The organism is Heyndrickxia sp. FSL K6-6286 (genome assembly GCF_038630395.1).
GTDB lineage: Bacteria > Bacillota > Bacilli > Bacillales > Bacillaceae_C > Heyndrickxia > Heyndrickxia oleronia.
On sequence record NZ_CP152029.1, the window covers coordinates 4,293,489 to 4,308,379 of the forward strand.

The window sequence follows — 14,891 nt, forward strand, 5'->3', positions numbered from 1 at the left end:
AGCTGGCCAATTCAGTCCCCAGACTAAACAGACACAGCTCCCTTCAATTAATTCAATGAAATAGTCAGCTTATATTTTTCCGTTCCTGCCTTACCAGTAGCTTCACTTATTTCAATATAGTAGGTTCCTTTATTTAGCTTTAGCTTAGCTAGCTCTTCATCACTTTCACCATAATCATCAAACCGTTTAATCAGTTTACCTTTAGAATTATATATTTCGATTACTCCGTCTAATGATTTTTCCATTTCAAGCATCATAGAGACATTCGTTGTTTTTTTCAAATCTAATCTAAAATGATCAATATCCCCAAAAGGAACACCTGCATTCATATACCCTTGTCCAATCAATTTCCCCTGTTGCTTCTTTAATACCAATGGTTTCTTTGGTATATGATTGGTTACCTCACCATCTTCATCAGTCTTTTGATCTTTTAATGCGATCATCTTGACCTCGTATGGATTTAAATTAACCTGAGGGATTAAAGGATTTAGGACTACAAAATACCCTACACCATTTTGGGCCTTGAATGATACGTCAATATCTCCTAAGGATAGATCAAATAGACTTGCACCAATCGGAATTGATTTTAACATTTCATCATTATCAATTTGTTTATTCCCATTTGTATCTTCAATTAACATTCCTGAAAAAATAGTAGATGGAAATAAATCAGTTGGAAGATTCCCCTTTTCCATTGCTGTACGTTGTTTCTCCTGAATTTTCAAATCCATGATTTGATTTGCACCATGGTGTTGATAGTAGTAATAATCGGTATCTCCAGGATAAATAAAATAATTTTGATAGGTCTTTCCTTGGATCATATCTACAGCAGTCTCAAAACTATTTAAATCTTCATCTTTTTCAGGTGATGTTGCTACTTTATCTACCGTTAATAAATATGGATCAGCAGAAATATTCCCCATATCATTTTCCAGTTTAATAATGTATTGGGTATCCTTTTTCAAAGGAACATAGGAAGATGAGCTACCGATACCTAATAAGAGGGATAAAATATCACCTAGTCCTCCAGATAAATTACTATATGGCATTAACATATTTAGATCTGGATCATATTCATAAATACTTGAATTTATCAGCTGTCCCGGACCATTTTCAACTGAAATATCGTAAATTGCATCCTCGTTAGGAGAAATTGTATAGTAGTCCTGATCTCCTGTAATTTGAAAATAGCCTTTATGATGATTTTGAGTAATTGGTATAGATTGGGTCAATATTGCTTCGATTTCTTTCTCACTAAATTCGTTGCCATCATCATCTAATAAAGCGTCCAATCCACTATTTGTCTCTGTTGATTTCTTATCAGCATACTCAGAAATCGTCATTTGGTCATTAATAAACTGAGATTCAAGATTATCAACTAAAGGAAGTCCGTCCTCATCCTTCGGCAACATCGCTTGTTCTACTTTTAGATTGTAAGGATATGCGGAATAATCAAAGGATATCTCTTGATTAATCCCACCACCAGTTCCTAAAAGTCCAGCAAGTAGAGCGGTGATTGAAAAATCAGGCATGCTTTCATTGGAAACAGTAAGCATATACTTCATTCCTGGCATTGCTTCAAAGGAGAGTCGTTCACCTATTCCAATTCCATTATCATCAGAGTATATGATTGGAAGATACTCTAATTCCTGTTTATTTTCATTATTCAATACTGATACGGAAAGTGTTGAATTAACCCCTGGAAGTCCATCTAATGTGAAAGATAATACTTTTGGTTCATTCACTTCAAAAGTAAAATAATCACTATCTGGCATTCCCTCCGTATTAAAAAGTGTTAATGGTTCACCCTTTTGCTCGGCAGAGTTATATGGAAAAGAATCAATCTTAATTGGCTGTTCCATAGAATTAGTATTTGGTATTAATGACGTAAATTTTTCAGCTGTAAACGTAAAAGTCGATTTTCCAGTTTTACTATAGCTTCCATTTACGTCCTTAATCCCAATGACTAGTGTTCCATCCATATCTGCACTATATAAATAGGCTTCCTGACCACCAGCTCTTGTTTTATTTATTTCTAAAGGTTGTCCATTTATTTTTTGCGAGCCCTCTGGAAAAAAGTAAAAGTCCATCCCATAATCGAAGCTTTTTGCTGCATCTAAGACAGTTTGCACATGTTCTCCTGCTTTAAGCTCCATTTTAAATAGTTGTACTTCCTGCTGTAATGTAATTTTTCCATTAATACTATTTTTGCCTTCTTGTTTTAAAGGTTGTGCTGCTTTCAATAATTCAGAGCCTTGTACATTTTTAAATTTTGGAAGTTGTTTTAGATCAAACTTCAATGCTGCAACTGGATTAACCAAACCATTTGCAAAGGTAAGATCATATCCATGCTCACCTATATCGATTGCAGTATTTTCTAGTATATACTCTATTTCATTTGGTTTAAGATTCGGATATTTTGATTTTAATAGGGATGCTACACCTGCTACTACTGGCGATGCCATTGATGTTCCAGTTAATTTCATAAATGTGTGATTCTTCTCGGTTGAATAGGCAGTACTATAAATTTCCTCGCCAGGAGCCACAAGATCAACACTTGAGCCATAATTGGATGATTCTGATAGTTGCTTATTTTTATTGATGTTTCCTACACTAATAACTCCCGGGTATGCAGCTGGATAAGAATAATCATCTGTTGCTTCATTCCCAGCGGCTGCAATCACTGTAATTCCTGCATCAATTGCTCTCTGAATTGCATCTGCTAGAATTGGTGAATTATTATAACTTCCTAGACTCATATTAATGATATCTGCCTTTTTCTCTATTGCATACATAATTCCTTGAGCGATTGTATAGTCATTTGCTGATTGACCACCATTAAATACATCAATCGGCAATATTTTGGCTTTAGGGTTAATTCCATGACCACCTAATCCATTATTGGCCGCGGCTGCAATAATTCCTGCTACATGGGTTCCATGCATATCTGGAACAGGAGTTTTAGCTGGTGCTGCAGCATTGTATGGTGGTAATACCTGTGAGCTTAATTCTGGATGACGATAATCGACACCCCCGTCAATTACAGCCACAACCACTTTATGATTTCCTGCATATTTTAAGGCTTTTTCAATTTTCAGCATTTGCAGTTGATACATTTTACTCTTTTTCGGATCAACATCCCCAAGCTTTTTAAATTTTACACTTGGAGTAATTTCAGTAATTGCTTTATCATTCTTATATACCTTTAGTACTTCACTAAGTTTCTTTCCTTTAGGAATATAAACAATATCATATCCCAATGCTGGAATCGAACGGACCACTTGGACACCAGCTCTTTTATGTATTTCCTTAGATATTGTATGACTATACCTTACAACTAAAGTATCAATATCTAAATTTTCCTTCTGACTACTTTTGTAGGCATCAAGCTTTTGTTCCTTTTCAGATTTCAATAATTGTTCAGTCAATGCTGATTTCTTCATACTTGCACTCTGATACACTTCATCATTTTCTACTGCCTGTGCCACTGATGGAATGACCAACATTACAGAAGCAGCAATCGCTAATGAGGTTCTTAACATCCTTTTCATTCCTTTACCTCCCTTTTACACCTTTATATACGTTCAAGCCTAGTAAAAGTTTCAAATTTTACCAAATTATTATGGAATGAATCTAGTAAAATAGCAAGTTTTTCCCGTAAAATATTTATATATGATAAAGTTGTTTAAAGTTAGTTCATAGAAATGTAATAACCTCCTTTCTAATTTAGGAGGCTTTTTAAGATTTTGTTTACACTATCTATGAAAGTTGTTTTTCAGAATACTAAATTATTATTATTTATCTTCCTCACACTAATATCCAACTTCTCCCGTTTTAGACTGAATAAAATCATAAACTAATCCTCCCAATAAAAAATAGCATCCATGATTGAATACTCTCCAGGTTCCCTATAGATCGTGGGAATTTTCGTTTTAAAAGACAAAGGTTGATTCATCTTTTCAGCTTCTAACAGTTCATAATCAAATTCGTTTAAAGCTTGTTTCAATTTTTCTTCGATGGTTCGGAATTTCTTACTTACCTTTAATTGATTTGTACCCCCCAGTAAAGAACCGTGTGCCCCACCCACTATTTCGTTTGTTTCAATACGAATTGTCTTATATCGGTCATCTTGCCCCATGATGGCTACAGGTGCTAAACGACAAATATCAATTATAATCCCCTCTGTCTTTATCTCTCGCCGACCATATTTCTCTTCAACGATTACGGCATCTTCTTTTTGATAACAAAAAAATTCAACAAATGATGCGTAGCCACTACCAAAATGATCCCACTCTACCTCACATACTAAATTTGGAATACGGTTTATTCGATAGTACAATCGTCTGATATGCGCTTCAATTTCTTGCTCATTTTTTGTGTCATAAGGAAACTTGCTCCCAATAATTTTTCCTTCAATTAAGTTTTGCAACTGTTCATTTGAAAACATAGATGAAACACCTCTCCTTTTCTTCATATTTGAATATAGAAATCTTCTTTCTCTTACTATACAAAGAAACAAATAAAGAAGGGATAAAAAAAATTCCACACCATCTTTTTAAATGACTTTTTTGTAAATGCACCAACTTTATTTTTCATGAACAGAAAAATGGCAAAAAAAAAAGTGGTTTATAAGAAATATAACTTATAAACCACCTACATCATATTTGATTTACTTTACTATAATAACCGGGCAAGGAGCCGAATGAGCTACCTTATGGCTTACGCTCCCTAGCAACGCTTCTTGAATAAACCCTTTTCCTTTGTTCCCCATTACAATCACATCATACTTATGCTCCTTCGCATAGGATGTAATCAGGTTTGCTGGGTCGCCATGAAAAGTATGTGTTTCAAAAGGAATATTAGCATCTGTCAGGAATTGAACAGCTGGAGTTAAAATTTCACGATTTTCTTCATCCATTAACTCAGACAAATTAATGTTATAAAGAGGTTCCTGCAATGGTAAATCTTTATTAATATGCAAAATAGTTACCTTTTCAGATCCTAGTGCTTTCGCTAATTCTGCAGAATGTTGTAAAGCATTTACAGAAGGCGTAGAGCCATCCATTGCTACTAATATTTTTTTATACATATGATCGCTTCCCTTCAATCATCTATCACCATACTTCTTAATGAGTCACTTTGTCGACATGTGCAAGGTGTTTACGTCCAGTAGCTACGACTAGCATTGCTAACAAGACAAAGATAGCACCAGTAATAAAAGGAATGTGTGGAGTATAGGTTTCAGCAAGCTTGTTTGCTAACCACGGTCCAACACCACCGCCTAGAAAACGAACAAAGCTATATGCAGCAGATGCAATTGAACGTTCAACCGGAGCTACCTCCATTACGGCTGTTGTAATCAATGTGTTATTCGTACCAAGGAATAATCCAGCTATTATTACGGCTACAATAATTGCCGTGCTTGAATCTGTCCATATTCCCATAGCTAAAAGTGTTAATGCAAAGAGCGTTAGCATCGTACACATAGATTTGATGGTTCCAAATTTTGCTTGAATTTTCGGAGCAACAAACACGGAAGTAAATGCTAAACAAAGTCCCCAACCAAGGAAAACATAGCCTAAACCATGTTCATCTAATCCCATAACAAATGGTGCGTATGCCATCAATGTAAAAAATCCAATATTGTAAAGGAATGCTGTTAATCCAAGTCTAAATAATCCTGGAAATTTTAACGCTTTAATTGGATCCAAGACAGAACTTTTTGTTTTTGATTTAGCTACTTTAGGCATTTTTAATAATAATGCTAAAAAGGCAATAATCATAAGTACACTTACACCATAAAATGGACCACGCCAAGAAATGGATCCTAATTCACCACCAAGCAATGGACCAACTGAGATCCCCAGTCCAATTGCCGCTTCATAAAGGATAATTGCTTTTGCCGTTCCACCGACTGATAATCCAACAATAGCAGATAGGGCCGTAGCAATAAATAATGCATTTCCAAGACCCCAACCACCACGGAAGCCTACAACACCCCATATTCCATTGGATGAGCCTGCAAGAGCGGAGAAAATAATAATAAATAAAATTCCTATTAATAATGTCCACTTAATACCAATTCTACTAGAAACTACTCCAGTAATTAACATCGCAATACCAGTAATCAAATTATAACTAGTAAATAACAATGATACCTGACTAGGGGTAGCATGAAGCTTTTCTGCAATGGCAGGTAATATCGGATCAACTAAACCTAATCCCATGAAAGAAATAATCGTTGCAAAAAAGATTACCCATATGACAAGTGGCTGTTTCGCCGACTGATTATGAGCTTTCAGCGCTTCTTCTGACATACCTCAAAACTCCTTTATATAATTTTTAAAATGAAAATAAAAAATGAAAACAGTAATGGTCGGAAAATCTTTTAAGCAACCAATACATATTTTCACACAAAATAAAGAATAAAATTCCTATTAATCTTCCTAACTCAGTATATAACTTTATAACGTTTACGTCAACGTCAACTTTGTAAAAATGATGATGAATATGATATTTTTAACATGCAGGGATTTAGGGATAAAGAGAAATCATGATGTATAATGATATTAAGTATATTTTTTATAAGCTCTTTCGCATTTAACTAGCGACCTATAAAATATACGATGGATTTTTTTTAAATGCATATACCTATTATTAATCAACATGATTATTTTATATAAAAATATTTTTCATAGGAGAGTATCAATGGATGAATTAAAAATAGATGATGTGGCTAAACAAAGTGGGCTCACAAAACGTACAATACGCTACTATGAACAACTTGGAATCCTTCCCTCCCCTCCGAGAAGCGACGGTGGCTTTAGACTGTATTCTCAAGAACATGTGGAATTTTTGAAGAAAATCACCAATGCAAAGGAAGTGATGGGCTTTTCCTTACAAGAATTACAGGAATTCATTAAACTGAATGACGAATTAGAAGTTCAACGCATGGATTATCGACAGTTTAAGGGAACCAATAAACAGAAGGAAAAATTAGAGAAGGTTTATCAAACCGTAGTTGAACAATTAAATCTTATCGAGCAAAAAAAGAAAAAAATTTTGAAGGTAGAAGCTGATTTAGTTTCACTTAGGGATCGTGCAAAAGCTGCTTTAATCAGGTTTGAAAAGGAAGAGTCAGAAAAGAATTAATGAACAATGAAGCATCAGGGCACATGATGCTTCTTTTTTAGGTTCAATAATGATGACTGGAAAACAAACACCAAAGTTTGATTACCGACATGGTTGAGAGCGAGGGTCTAAAGACAGAATGTGGACGACAATTTATATTTCTTAATGAAGGAAGGAAAGGCCACAAAATTGTGTAGCCTCCTATTTTACAATTAAATCACTCCTTGTGCGATCATTGCATCTGCAACCGTTAAAAATCCGGCAATATTAGCACCGACAACGAGATTATTCGGTTGACCATATTCTTCTGCACACTTCATACTTTTTTGATAGATATTTTTCATAATTTCTTGCAACTTCACATCAACCTCTTCAAAACTCCAAGACAACCTCATACTATTTTGCGCCATTTCAAGAGCAGAAACGGCTACACCACCTGCATTTACTGCTTTTCCTGGACCAAATAGTACATGATGCTTATGAAAAAGTTCAATTGCATCTAATGTGGATGGCATATTGGCCCCTTCACCGACTGCCTTTACTCCGTTTTCAATCAAAAGAAGGGCTGAATCTGCATTAATTTCATTTTGTGTAGCACATGGCAAAGCAATATCACAAGGAATAGACCAAATGCTTGAACAATCTGGTGAATATTGTGCATGTGGATGCTCATTTACATATTCTTCGATTCGTTTTCTCTCAACTTCCTTCAAACGTTTAACAGTTGAAAGATTAATTCCAAATGGATCATAAATATATCCATCCGAATCACTGCATGCGACAACTTTAGCACCTAATTGTGTTGCTTTCTCCATCGCATAAATAGAAACATTTCCTGAACCTGATACAACTACTGTACTTCCACTAAACGACATCCCATTTGCCTTAAGCATTTCCTCGACAAAGTACACGGTCCCATAACCTGTGGCTTCCTTCCTTGCCAAGCTTCCACCGTATCCGAGTCCTTTTCCGGTTAGGACTCCAGCATGAAAATCTCCTTCAAGTCTTTTATATTGACCAAATAAATAACCAATCTCACGGGCACCAACACCTATATCGCCGGCTGGAACATCTTTGTCTGGCCCAATATATTTATATAGTTCTGTCATAAAACTTTGACAAAACCTCATAATTTCCTGATCAGATTTTCCTTTCGGGTCAAAATCTGCGCCTCCCTTGCCACCACCGATTGGTAGGCCAGTTAAAGCATTTTTAAAAATTTGTTCAAATCCTAAAAATTTAATAATACTTGCATTCACGGTAGGATGGAATCGGAGTCCACCTTTATAAGGGCCAATACTACTATTGAACTGTACGCGGAATCCACGATTTACCCTTACTTTACCAGTATCGTCCACCCAAGGCACACGAAAGATCAATAATCTTTCTGGTTCCACAATTCTCTCCAATATTCCATTTTCCATGTATTGTGGATTTTTTATAAACACAGGCAAGAGAGAATCAAATATCTCCTTGACTGCTTGTAGAAACTCTACTTCGAAAGGATTTCTTTCTTGTATACTTTCGTAAACTTCGTCCATATATTCAATCGCTGTCCGTTCCAGCTCTGTTTGCTTCTCTAATTCACGCATTTTCATACTGTCAGCTCCTTTGCGTTTACATTGATAGTTCAATTTTCCACTATTTACAATTATTAAACCAATATTAAAAAGAGATAGAAATCATGCCGAAATGAGAACAATTAACAATCCTTTTCACACTTTATACTTATGATATTGATAATTGTGGGAAATCCTACATGAAAGCTGTCACATTGTTTACATATTCACAAATTCAATAATGATTTATAATAATAAATAGATTACAGAAATTGTCTTAACATATAGGGGTGAACAATTTGAAAACGATCGTAGTCATTGGTGGAGGTATTACAGGACTTTCAACCATGTATTATTTAAATCAACAATTAACTACCTCAGATAAAGAAGTAAAATTAATTTTAATTGAAGCAGATCATGAATTAGGTGGAAAAATCAAATCAATAGATAATAATGAATTTATTATGGAAACAGGAGCTGACTCCATTGTAGCACGTAAATCTGGTGTTGCTGCTTTATTAGATGAGCTCGAATTAGATGACGAAATTGTTCATAATGCTACTGGAAAATCTTATATTTATCATCACAATCAGCTAAAGCCGATTCCTGATGATACTATTTTCGGAATTCCTATGAGCAAAGAAGCTTTATTTAATAGTGAATTAATATCTGAAGAAGCCAAAAATGAGGCTTTAAAGGATTTTACAACACCAAATACTACCTTTACCAAAGATAGCTCTATTGGTTCATTTCTAGAAAACTTTCTTGGTAAAGAAATTGTCAATAATCAAATTGCTCCTGTACTTTCCGGGGTATATTCAGGCAAACTAAATGAACTTACCTTAGCTACTACACTTCCCTATCTTTTAGAATATAAAAATCAATATGGCAGTATTATTCAAGGTCTTTCAGAGAATAAAGAGAAATTCCAATCCGCTGATAACAAAAAATTCGTTTCATTTAGAAATGGTCTCTCCACATTAATAAAACGGATGGAAGAGCAATTAACGAATGTGAATATATTAAAAGGGATACGAGCAACTAAGATTGAACGTGATAATAGTCGATATATGATTTCGCTTGAAAATGATGAAAGGATTGAAGCGGATCAAATTATTCTAAGCACCCCTCATACTGTGGCACAATCGCTCCTACAGAATGACAACTTAGATACCGATTTCAATAAGCTAGTAAACTCTTCACTGATTAGTGTATATATTGGTTTTGATATCCCAGATGAAAAGCTTCCTGCAGATGGAACTGGCTTTATCGTTCCAGAAAATAGTGAGCTAACTTGTAATGCTTGTACGTGGACAAGTAGAAAGTGGACACATACTTCAAAGAACCATCGGCTTTTATTGAGACTTTTTTATAAGAACACGAATCCGGATACGTTTACCTATTTAAACAGCTTAGGAAAAGATGAACTGCTGCAAGTGGCTTTAAAAGATGTGGAAAAAAGCTTGGGGATAACAGGGGAACCAGTATGCTCAGAGGTAACAAAGTGGACGAAAAACATGCCCAAATACCATCTTACCCATCGTTCAACGATCGAATCACTAAACAAAAAACTAAATGACTTATTCCCTAATATTCTAATTGCTGGCTGCTCCTACTACGGTGTAGGTATTGCGGACTGCATTTCGAATGGAAAACAAACCGCTGAAATTATTTTTAATCAATTAAATGCATAAAGAAGGCGGGCACTCATAAGTGGTGGAAAAGAGTGCCTGCTTTTTTTATTAATTTATTTTCGCTTTTTCGTTGATAGGCAATCAAGAAGCATGTAGCAGGACCAGAGGATTTTAAAAGATCGATCGTACTTTCTTTTGAAATTCTATCTAAAGACGAATTTAATTTTTTTAACTTATATAAGACTCCTTTTGATCCAACGGGTAAAATATGTGTAACTTCCTCTTGACTACACATCCATTTAAATAAAGAAAGTGGTGCTACTTGGTCTTTCTGTTCAATGACCTCACTGCCTACTAATGGCATACCAATTAAAGCAAATTTTGTTGTAGGCTGAATAGGTACTTCCTTCATTTCTGACTTATTCATTTTCCCTAAAATAGTTACTCCTAACGCAGATTGAGTTAATTGAAAATTACTTTCCGTGCTTCCGATCATTGATATTTCATCCAAACCGAGTTCTTCTATTCCCTTCTCAATTCCCAATTTCATCGCTTCCCATGATTCCTCTTGACAGAAATTATGAATCACAACACTGAAAGGGATAGCACCTGCTGCCATACATTCCATTACTGCAACTCGAAATGAAAAATAAGCTACCGTTTCATAAGGTACTTTCACTACATCCTCAGCTTTTAACCCAATGGCTCCACTATTATCAGTTGATATAACGATATTTTCCGTATCATTAAATGGTACAATCAGCACATCTCTCATCTTAATCCCCTCTTTTAATCACTCTAGATAATCTTTCTTGAAATACTCGTACAAAGAGAAGGGCTACAACAATATTTATTGCTGCACCAATCATTAGCGATGGAATCATAGCTATAAAAAATGACCAATTTAATAAAAATATAAATGGAATAGGACTAATGAGTGCATTCCCAATCCAAAACATAACTGCAGCTAACTTTTTCTTTCCTGTTTGATATAAATATCCATAGATGAGAACACAAAAAGTCATTTCAAACGCTATTAATAGATGGAACGGACCTAATGGAAATCCTGTTAACAAGGCAGAAAGAAGATGACCAACTCCTGCAACAATTCCTCCCATTCCTACACTAAACAAACTCGCAATCACTAAGGATGGAAATGCATCTAATCCTACACTTCCAACAATTGCAGGGATTTTTATTAATGACCCAATGACAGTGAATGCAAAACCTAAGGCAAACCAAACGATTTTTTTACTAGTCATATTTCCCCCTACATTTATTTTATTCGTTTTGAAATACCATACCAAACCATATAAACTGAATCAGAAGTTGCAACAATATCCTGATACACCCATCCCGTAATATCTCTCCACTGTCGATCCTTTTTTTCAATTGGAACAATCCCCTTTGAAATATCTGTTCCAATCAAGATCAATTCATTATTTTCATCAGCCTGCTCCCAGTTTACCGCTTTTTCTACGAGATCTTTTGCTTGGGCTCTAATTATTTGTATATCAATATCTAAATCAATCCATTTTTTTATGTATTGCTCTACCCCTTCAATAATAAGCAATTGTTTTTCTTTATTTTGAAACGGCAGTTCTAATTTATTTGATTGATAAGCAGAAAGCCACAGATAATCACTTCGTTCCTTCAGTCCAAAATGATCCCTCACCCATTTTGCTTTTCCGTTAAAATAACCTCCCGTAATAAAGTGCATCGGCTCTCTCCCCTCCCTTTTTGTTTCGTCCAGCACAATTCAAACGCTGTTTCATGTGGAACTCTCCAATCCCAAAAATTTGTTTCCTTTGGTGAAAAGCGACTTAACAAATAGCGAATGACTCCCCCATGGGTAATAAGGATCGCTTTCGTTTTCCCTTTTTGAAAAAGTTGCAAGAGAAGCTGCTTCCACCCTTTATCCACTCTAGCAGTAAATTGATGAAAACATTCACCATTTGGTGGACATATGGTGAAAGGTTGCTGCAACCAATTTTGGTATACATCATTATTTTTCAACTCTTCATACGTTCTTTCTTCCCAATCTCCAAAATTCATTTCTCGAAAAAGTGAACAGGTTAAGATTTCTTTATCGGGAAATAAAATTCCCGCTGTTTCGACACATCTCTTCAAATCACTACTAAAATATAAGTCAGCCTTCGACAAAAGCTGATAGCTGCCTACCTGTTGTATTCCCTTTTCACTTAAAGAAGCATCGGTCCAGCCCAAATATTGATGCTTTTCATTTTGCTTTGTCAAACCGTGGCGAAGTAATGTAACAACCAGATGCTCATCCATAAGATCCATTCCACCCCTTCAACGCTTGCTCCTAAAACATCCCCAGTAATCCCACTAAACCATTTAATAATTTTCCGCTTAAAGAAAAAGCCAGCGAGCAAAGTGATCAAAATCAATATAAGCACAAATTCTATTACTTGATGATAGAAAAGTATAACAAACACTAAATATAGCAATATGTAAAATGGATAAATAAATAGTGCATTTTTGGGAACAGATTTTTGAAAAAAATGACCTAACCCCTCTTGTTTTGCTGCTGGAACATTTAATAGAAGATACCCCATCAAGCTTTTGCTTAAAAATGGCAATGTTAAAATAAAAATAAAACTACTAGTAGATAACATATCGATAATTTCATATATAAAAAGAAAACGTCCACTTAATAAGATAATCACCGATATAACACCAAATGCGCCAGTTCGAGGGTCCTTCATAATTTCTAAGCGCTTATCAATTTGTTGATATGAAAAAAAAGCATCACTTGCATCCATCCAACCATCAATATGTAAGCCACCTGTAACAATAATGGTTAGCAGCCAAAGGATAAATGCAGTAGCTAATGTCGAAAATGGTGTATAGTTGGTCAACAAATATAAAGCCCCGACAAATATGGCACCTTGTAATAAACCTAATAGTGGAAAAAATTTAACCGCATAGGTCATATGCTTTTTATCCATAGGGAGTTCATAGGGTATTGGAACGATTGTAAAAAACTGAAGATTTATCAACATTCCCTTTATAGGTCCACACCAATCAATAATCTTTTTCATTTTATTTATCATGCTTGTCCCCACTTATTAACCATCTCTTTTACCCTCTCCCAATCAAGATAATTTTTCACATGAGTAGCTAGTTGATCATATTTTTGATCCTTTAATTGGCGGAGTGGAATAACAGATCTTACAGGGAGCCCTTTTTCTTCACGAATGCGATTTAACCAGTAGGTTCGCCATTCATCATTATGAAATAATGAATGCATATACGTACCAATAATTTTACCATCAAGATGGTAATATCCATCGAGACGACCATCGTCTAAGATAAGAAATGGATGATCATGTATGGATGTTTGTCCTAAATGTATTTCATATCCTTCAAACGTAAGCTCAACTGGTAATCTTGTATTTTGATGACTTTTTCCTTTTACCTGAGTTGTCCGTTTTTCAGCGTGAAATTTAGTGGAAGCCGGAATGATTCCAAAACCTTTTTCCGTATAATTTACAGTACCAGTGTCTGTTCCTGCTTCATCAATTAAGTATTCTCCCATCATTTGATATCCTCCACAAATACCAACCACATACTTATCTTGTTCCAACTGCACACGGATTGATTCATAAAGACCGTTTTTCTTAAGAAACTGCAAATCAGATATTGTACTTTTCGTACCAGGGATGATGATCGCATCAGGTTGACCTAGCTGGTTTATATTTTCAACCCAGCGAATGGTTACATCCTCCTCATACAAAAAAGGTTCCATATCTGTATAGTTTGAAATATAAGGGAGTTTAATGACAGCAATATCAATCGCACCATGTCCTACGGAAGCAAATCGATCTTGTAGTGACAGAGAATCTTCCCCTTCAATCATGTGCTGAGGGATATAAGGAATAATTCCCAAAACTGGGATACCGGTTCTTTCTTCAATCCATACTTTCCCATCATAAAATAAATTAATGTCTCCACGAAATTTATTTATGATTATCCCTTTTACTCGATTTCGTTCATTCCCAGTTAATAGCTCAATCGTCCCAATAATACTCGCAAATACGCCACCACGATCAATGTCAGCAACAAGTATAACTGGTACATCAGCCATTTCAGCTACCTTCATGTTCACGAGCTCCCGATCCTTCAGGTTAATCTCAACAGGACTACCTGCCCCCTCCATGATAACTAAATCAAAATCAGTAGATAATTTTTCTAAGGATTTTTCTATTGCTTCGATTCCTTTTTCATAGAAAGATTGTCGATAACCTTTGCCAGATAGTACTTGCTCACTCTTTCCGAAAAGGATAACCTCAGATTGCTGGTCCGACTTTGGCTTTAAGAGAATCGGATTCATGAAGACGGTTGCCTCAGTCTTTGAAGCTTCTGCTTGAATTCCTTGGGCACGTCCAATTTCCTTTCCATCCTTTGTTACATAGGAATTATTGGACATATTCTGGGATTTAAATGGTGCCACACGCCAACCCTCATGAGTAAATAGCCGGCACAAGGCAGTAACAAGTAAACTTTTTCCAACATCAGATGCCGTACCAACAATCATCAAACC

Annotated in this window: 13 protein-coding genes; 2 read left to right on the forward strand and 11 right to left on the reverse strand. The window is 35.4% G+C overall.

Going from position 1 to position 14,891, the window contains the following annotated elements; genetic code table 11:
• Positions 1–47: 47 nt before the first annotated feature.
• The 4 genes from MHI39_RS21720 to MHI39_RS21735 form a co-directional block, all read right to left on the reverse strand.
• Complete coding sequence (locus MHI39_RS21720) at positions 48–3,551, reverse strand: S8 family serine peptidase (RefSeq protein ID WP_342540209.1); 3,504 nt, start codon at positions 3,549–3,551, stop codon at positions 48–50.
• Between the two features lie 305 nt (positions 3,552–3,856).
• Complete coding sequence (locus MHI39_RS21725; RefSeq protein WP_058006173.1) at positions 3,857–4,447, reverse strand: hypothetical protein; 591 nt, start codon at positions 4,445–4,447, stop codon at positions 3,857–3,859.
• A 222-nt stretch (positions 4,448–4,669) separates the two neighbouring features.
• Positions 4,670–5,089 (reverse strand): universal stress protein, encoded by a 420-nt coding sequence (locus MHI39_RS21730; protein WP_058006174.1) that lies wholly within the window; start codon positions 5,087–5,089, stop codon positions 4,670–4,672.
• Positions 5,090–5,126: 37 nt separating this feature from the next.
• Positions 5,127–6,317: an MFS transporter gene (locus MHI39_RS21735; RefSeq protein WP_058006175.1), complete on the reverse strand. Its 1,191-nt coding sequence runs from the start codon at positions 6,315–6,317 to the stop codon at positions 5,127–5,129.
• 391 nt (positions 6,318–6,708) lie between these two features.
• Here MHI39_RS21735 and MHI39_RS21740 point away from each other — a divergent pair, with 391 nt between their 5' ends.
• Entirely contained in the window at positions 6,709–7,152 is a 444-nt protein-coding gene (locus MHI39_RS21740) for a MerR family transcriptional regulator (RefSeq protein WP_058006176.1), read from the forward strand.
• Between the two features lie 191 nt (positions 7,153–7,343).
• On the opposite strand, the gene gdhA is transcribed toward MHI39_RS21740, so the two are convergent.
• Positions 7,344–8,729: an NADP-specific glutamate dehydrogenase gene (gene gdhA, locus MHI39_RS21745; protein WP_278891889.1), complete on the reverse strand. Its 1,386-nt coding sequence runs from the start codon at positions 8,727–8,729 to the stop codon at positions 7,344–7,346.
• Between the two features lie 260 nt (positions 8,730–8,989).
• Between gdhA and MHI39_RS21750 the strand changes: the two genes are divergently transcribed.
• Entirely contained in the window at positions 8,990–10,384 is a 1,395-nt protein-coding gene (locus tag MHI39_RS21750; protein ID WP_342540213.1) for a protoporphyrinogen oxidase, read from the forward strand.
• A gap of 13 nt (positions 10,385–10,397) precedes the next feature.
• On the opposite strand, the gene MHI39_RS21755 is transcribed toward MHI39_RS21750, so the two are convergent.
• The 6 genes from MHI39_RS21755 to MHI39_RS21780 are packed head-to-tail and all read right to left on the reverse strand — an operon-like array spanning position 10,398 to position 14,885.
• The gene (locus tag MHI39_RS21755) at positions 10,398–11,099 is read right to left on the reverse strand and encodes a hypothetical protein (protein ID WP_058006178.1); all 702 of its coding nucleotides are present in this window, start codon (positions 11,097–11,099) and stop codon (positions 10,398–10,400) included.
• Position 11,100: 1 nt separating this feature from the next.
• Positions 11,101–11,586 (reverse strand): ECF transporter S component, encoded by a 486-nt coding sequence (locus MHI39_RS21760; RefSeq protein WP_058006179.1) that lies wholly within the window; start codon positions 11,584–11,586, stop codon positions 11,101–11,103.
• Positions 11,587–11,600: 14 nt separating this feature from the next.
• The gene (locus tag MHI39_RS21765; protein WP_058006180.1) at positions 11,601–12,044 is read right to left on the reverse strand and encodes a bifunctional adenosylcobinamide kinase/adenosylcobinamide-phosphate guanylyltransferase; all 444 of its coding nucleotides are present in this window, start codon (positions 12,042–12,044) and stop codon (positions 11,601–11,603) included.
• A complete protein-coding gene (locus MHI39_RS21770) occupies positions 11,996–12,619 on the reverse strand; it encodes a histidine phosphatase family protein (RefSeq protein WP_058006181.1) in 624 nt (207 codons plus the stop codon). The genes MHI39_RS21765 and MHI39_RS21770 overlap by 49 nt, the downstream gene beginning before the upstream one ends.
• Entirely contained in the window at positions 12,577–13,401 is an 825-nt protein-coding gene (gene cobS / locus MHI39_RS21775) for an adenosylcobinamide-GDP ribazoletransferase (protein WP_235849702.1), read from the reverse strand. Before cobS ends, MHI39_RS21770 begins: the two co-directional genes overlap by 43 nt.
• Positions 13,398–14,885: a cobyric acid synthase gene (locus tag MHI39_RS21780; RefSeq protein WP_342541477.1), complete on the reverse strand. Its 1,488-nt coding sequence runs from the start codon at positions 14,883–14,885 to the stop codon at positions 13,398–13,400. The genes cobS and MHI39_RS21780 overlap by 4 nt, the downstream gene beginning before the upstream one ends.
• Positions 14,886–14,891 lie beyond the last annotated feature (6 nt).

Bases quoted from the DNA above. Each gene is read 5' to 3' on its own strand.
- MHI39_RS21720 (WP_342540209.1), bottom strand. From the start codon at position 3,551: ATGAAAAGGATGTTAAGAACCTCATTAGCGATTGCTGCTTCTGTAATG.
- MHI39_RS21725 (WP_058006173.1), bottom strand. From the start codon at position 4,447: ATGTTTTCAAATGAACAGTTGCAAAACTTAATTGAAGGAAAAATTATT.
- MHI39_RS21730 (WP_058006174.1), bottom strand. From the start codon at position 5,089: ATGTATAAAAAAATATTAGTAGCAATGGATGGCTCTACGCCTTCTGTA.
- MHI39_RS21735 (WP_058006175.1), bottom strand. From the start codon at position 6,317: ATGTCAGAAGAAGCGCTGAAAGCTCATAATCAGTCGGCGAAACAGCCA.
- MHI39_RS21740 (WP_058006176.1), top strand. From the start codon at position 6,709: ATGGATGAATTAAAAATAGATGATGTGGCTAAACAAAGTGGGCTCACA.
- gdhA (WP_278891889.1), bottom strand. From the start codon at position 8,729: ATGAAAATGCGTGAATTAGAGAAGCAAACAGAGCTGGAACGGACAGCG.
- MHI39_RS21755 (WP_058006178.1), bottom strand. From the start codon at position 11,099: ATGAGAGATGTGCTGATTGTACCATTTAATGATACGGAAAATATCGTT.
- MHI39_RS21760 (WP_058006179.1), bottom strand. From the start codon at position 11,586: ATGACTAGTAAAAAAATCGTTTGGTTTGCCTTAGGTTTTGCATTCACT.
- MHI39_RS21765 (WP_058006180.1), bottom strand. From the start codon at position 12,044: ATGCACTTTATTACGGGAGGTTATTTTAACGGAAAAGCAAAATGGGTG.
- MHI39_RS21770 (WP_058006181.1), bottom strand. From the start codon at position 12,619: ATGGATGAGCATCTGGTTGTTACATTACTTCGCCACGGTTTGACAAAG.
- cobS (WP_235849702.1), bottom strand. From the start codon at position 13,401: ATGATAAATAAAATGAAAAAGATTATTGATTGGTGTGGACCTATAAAG.
- MHI39_RS21780 (WP_342541477.1), bottom strand. From the start codon at position 14,885: ATGATTGTTGGTACGGCATCTGATGTTGGAAAAAGTTTACTTGTTACT.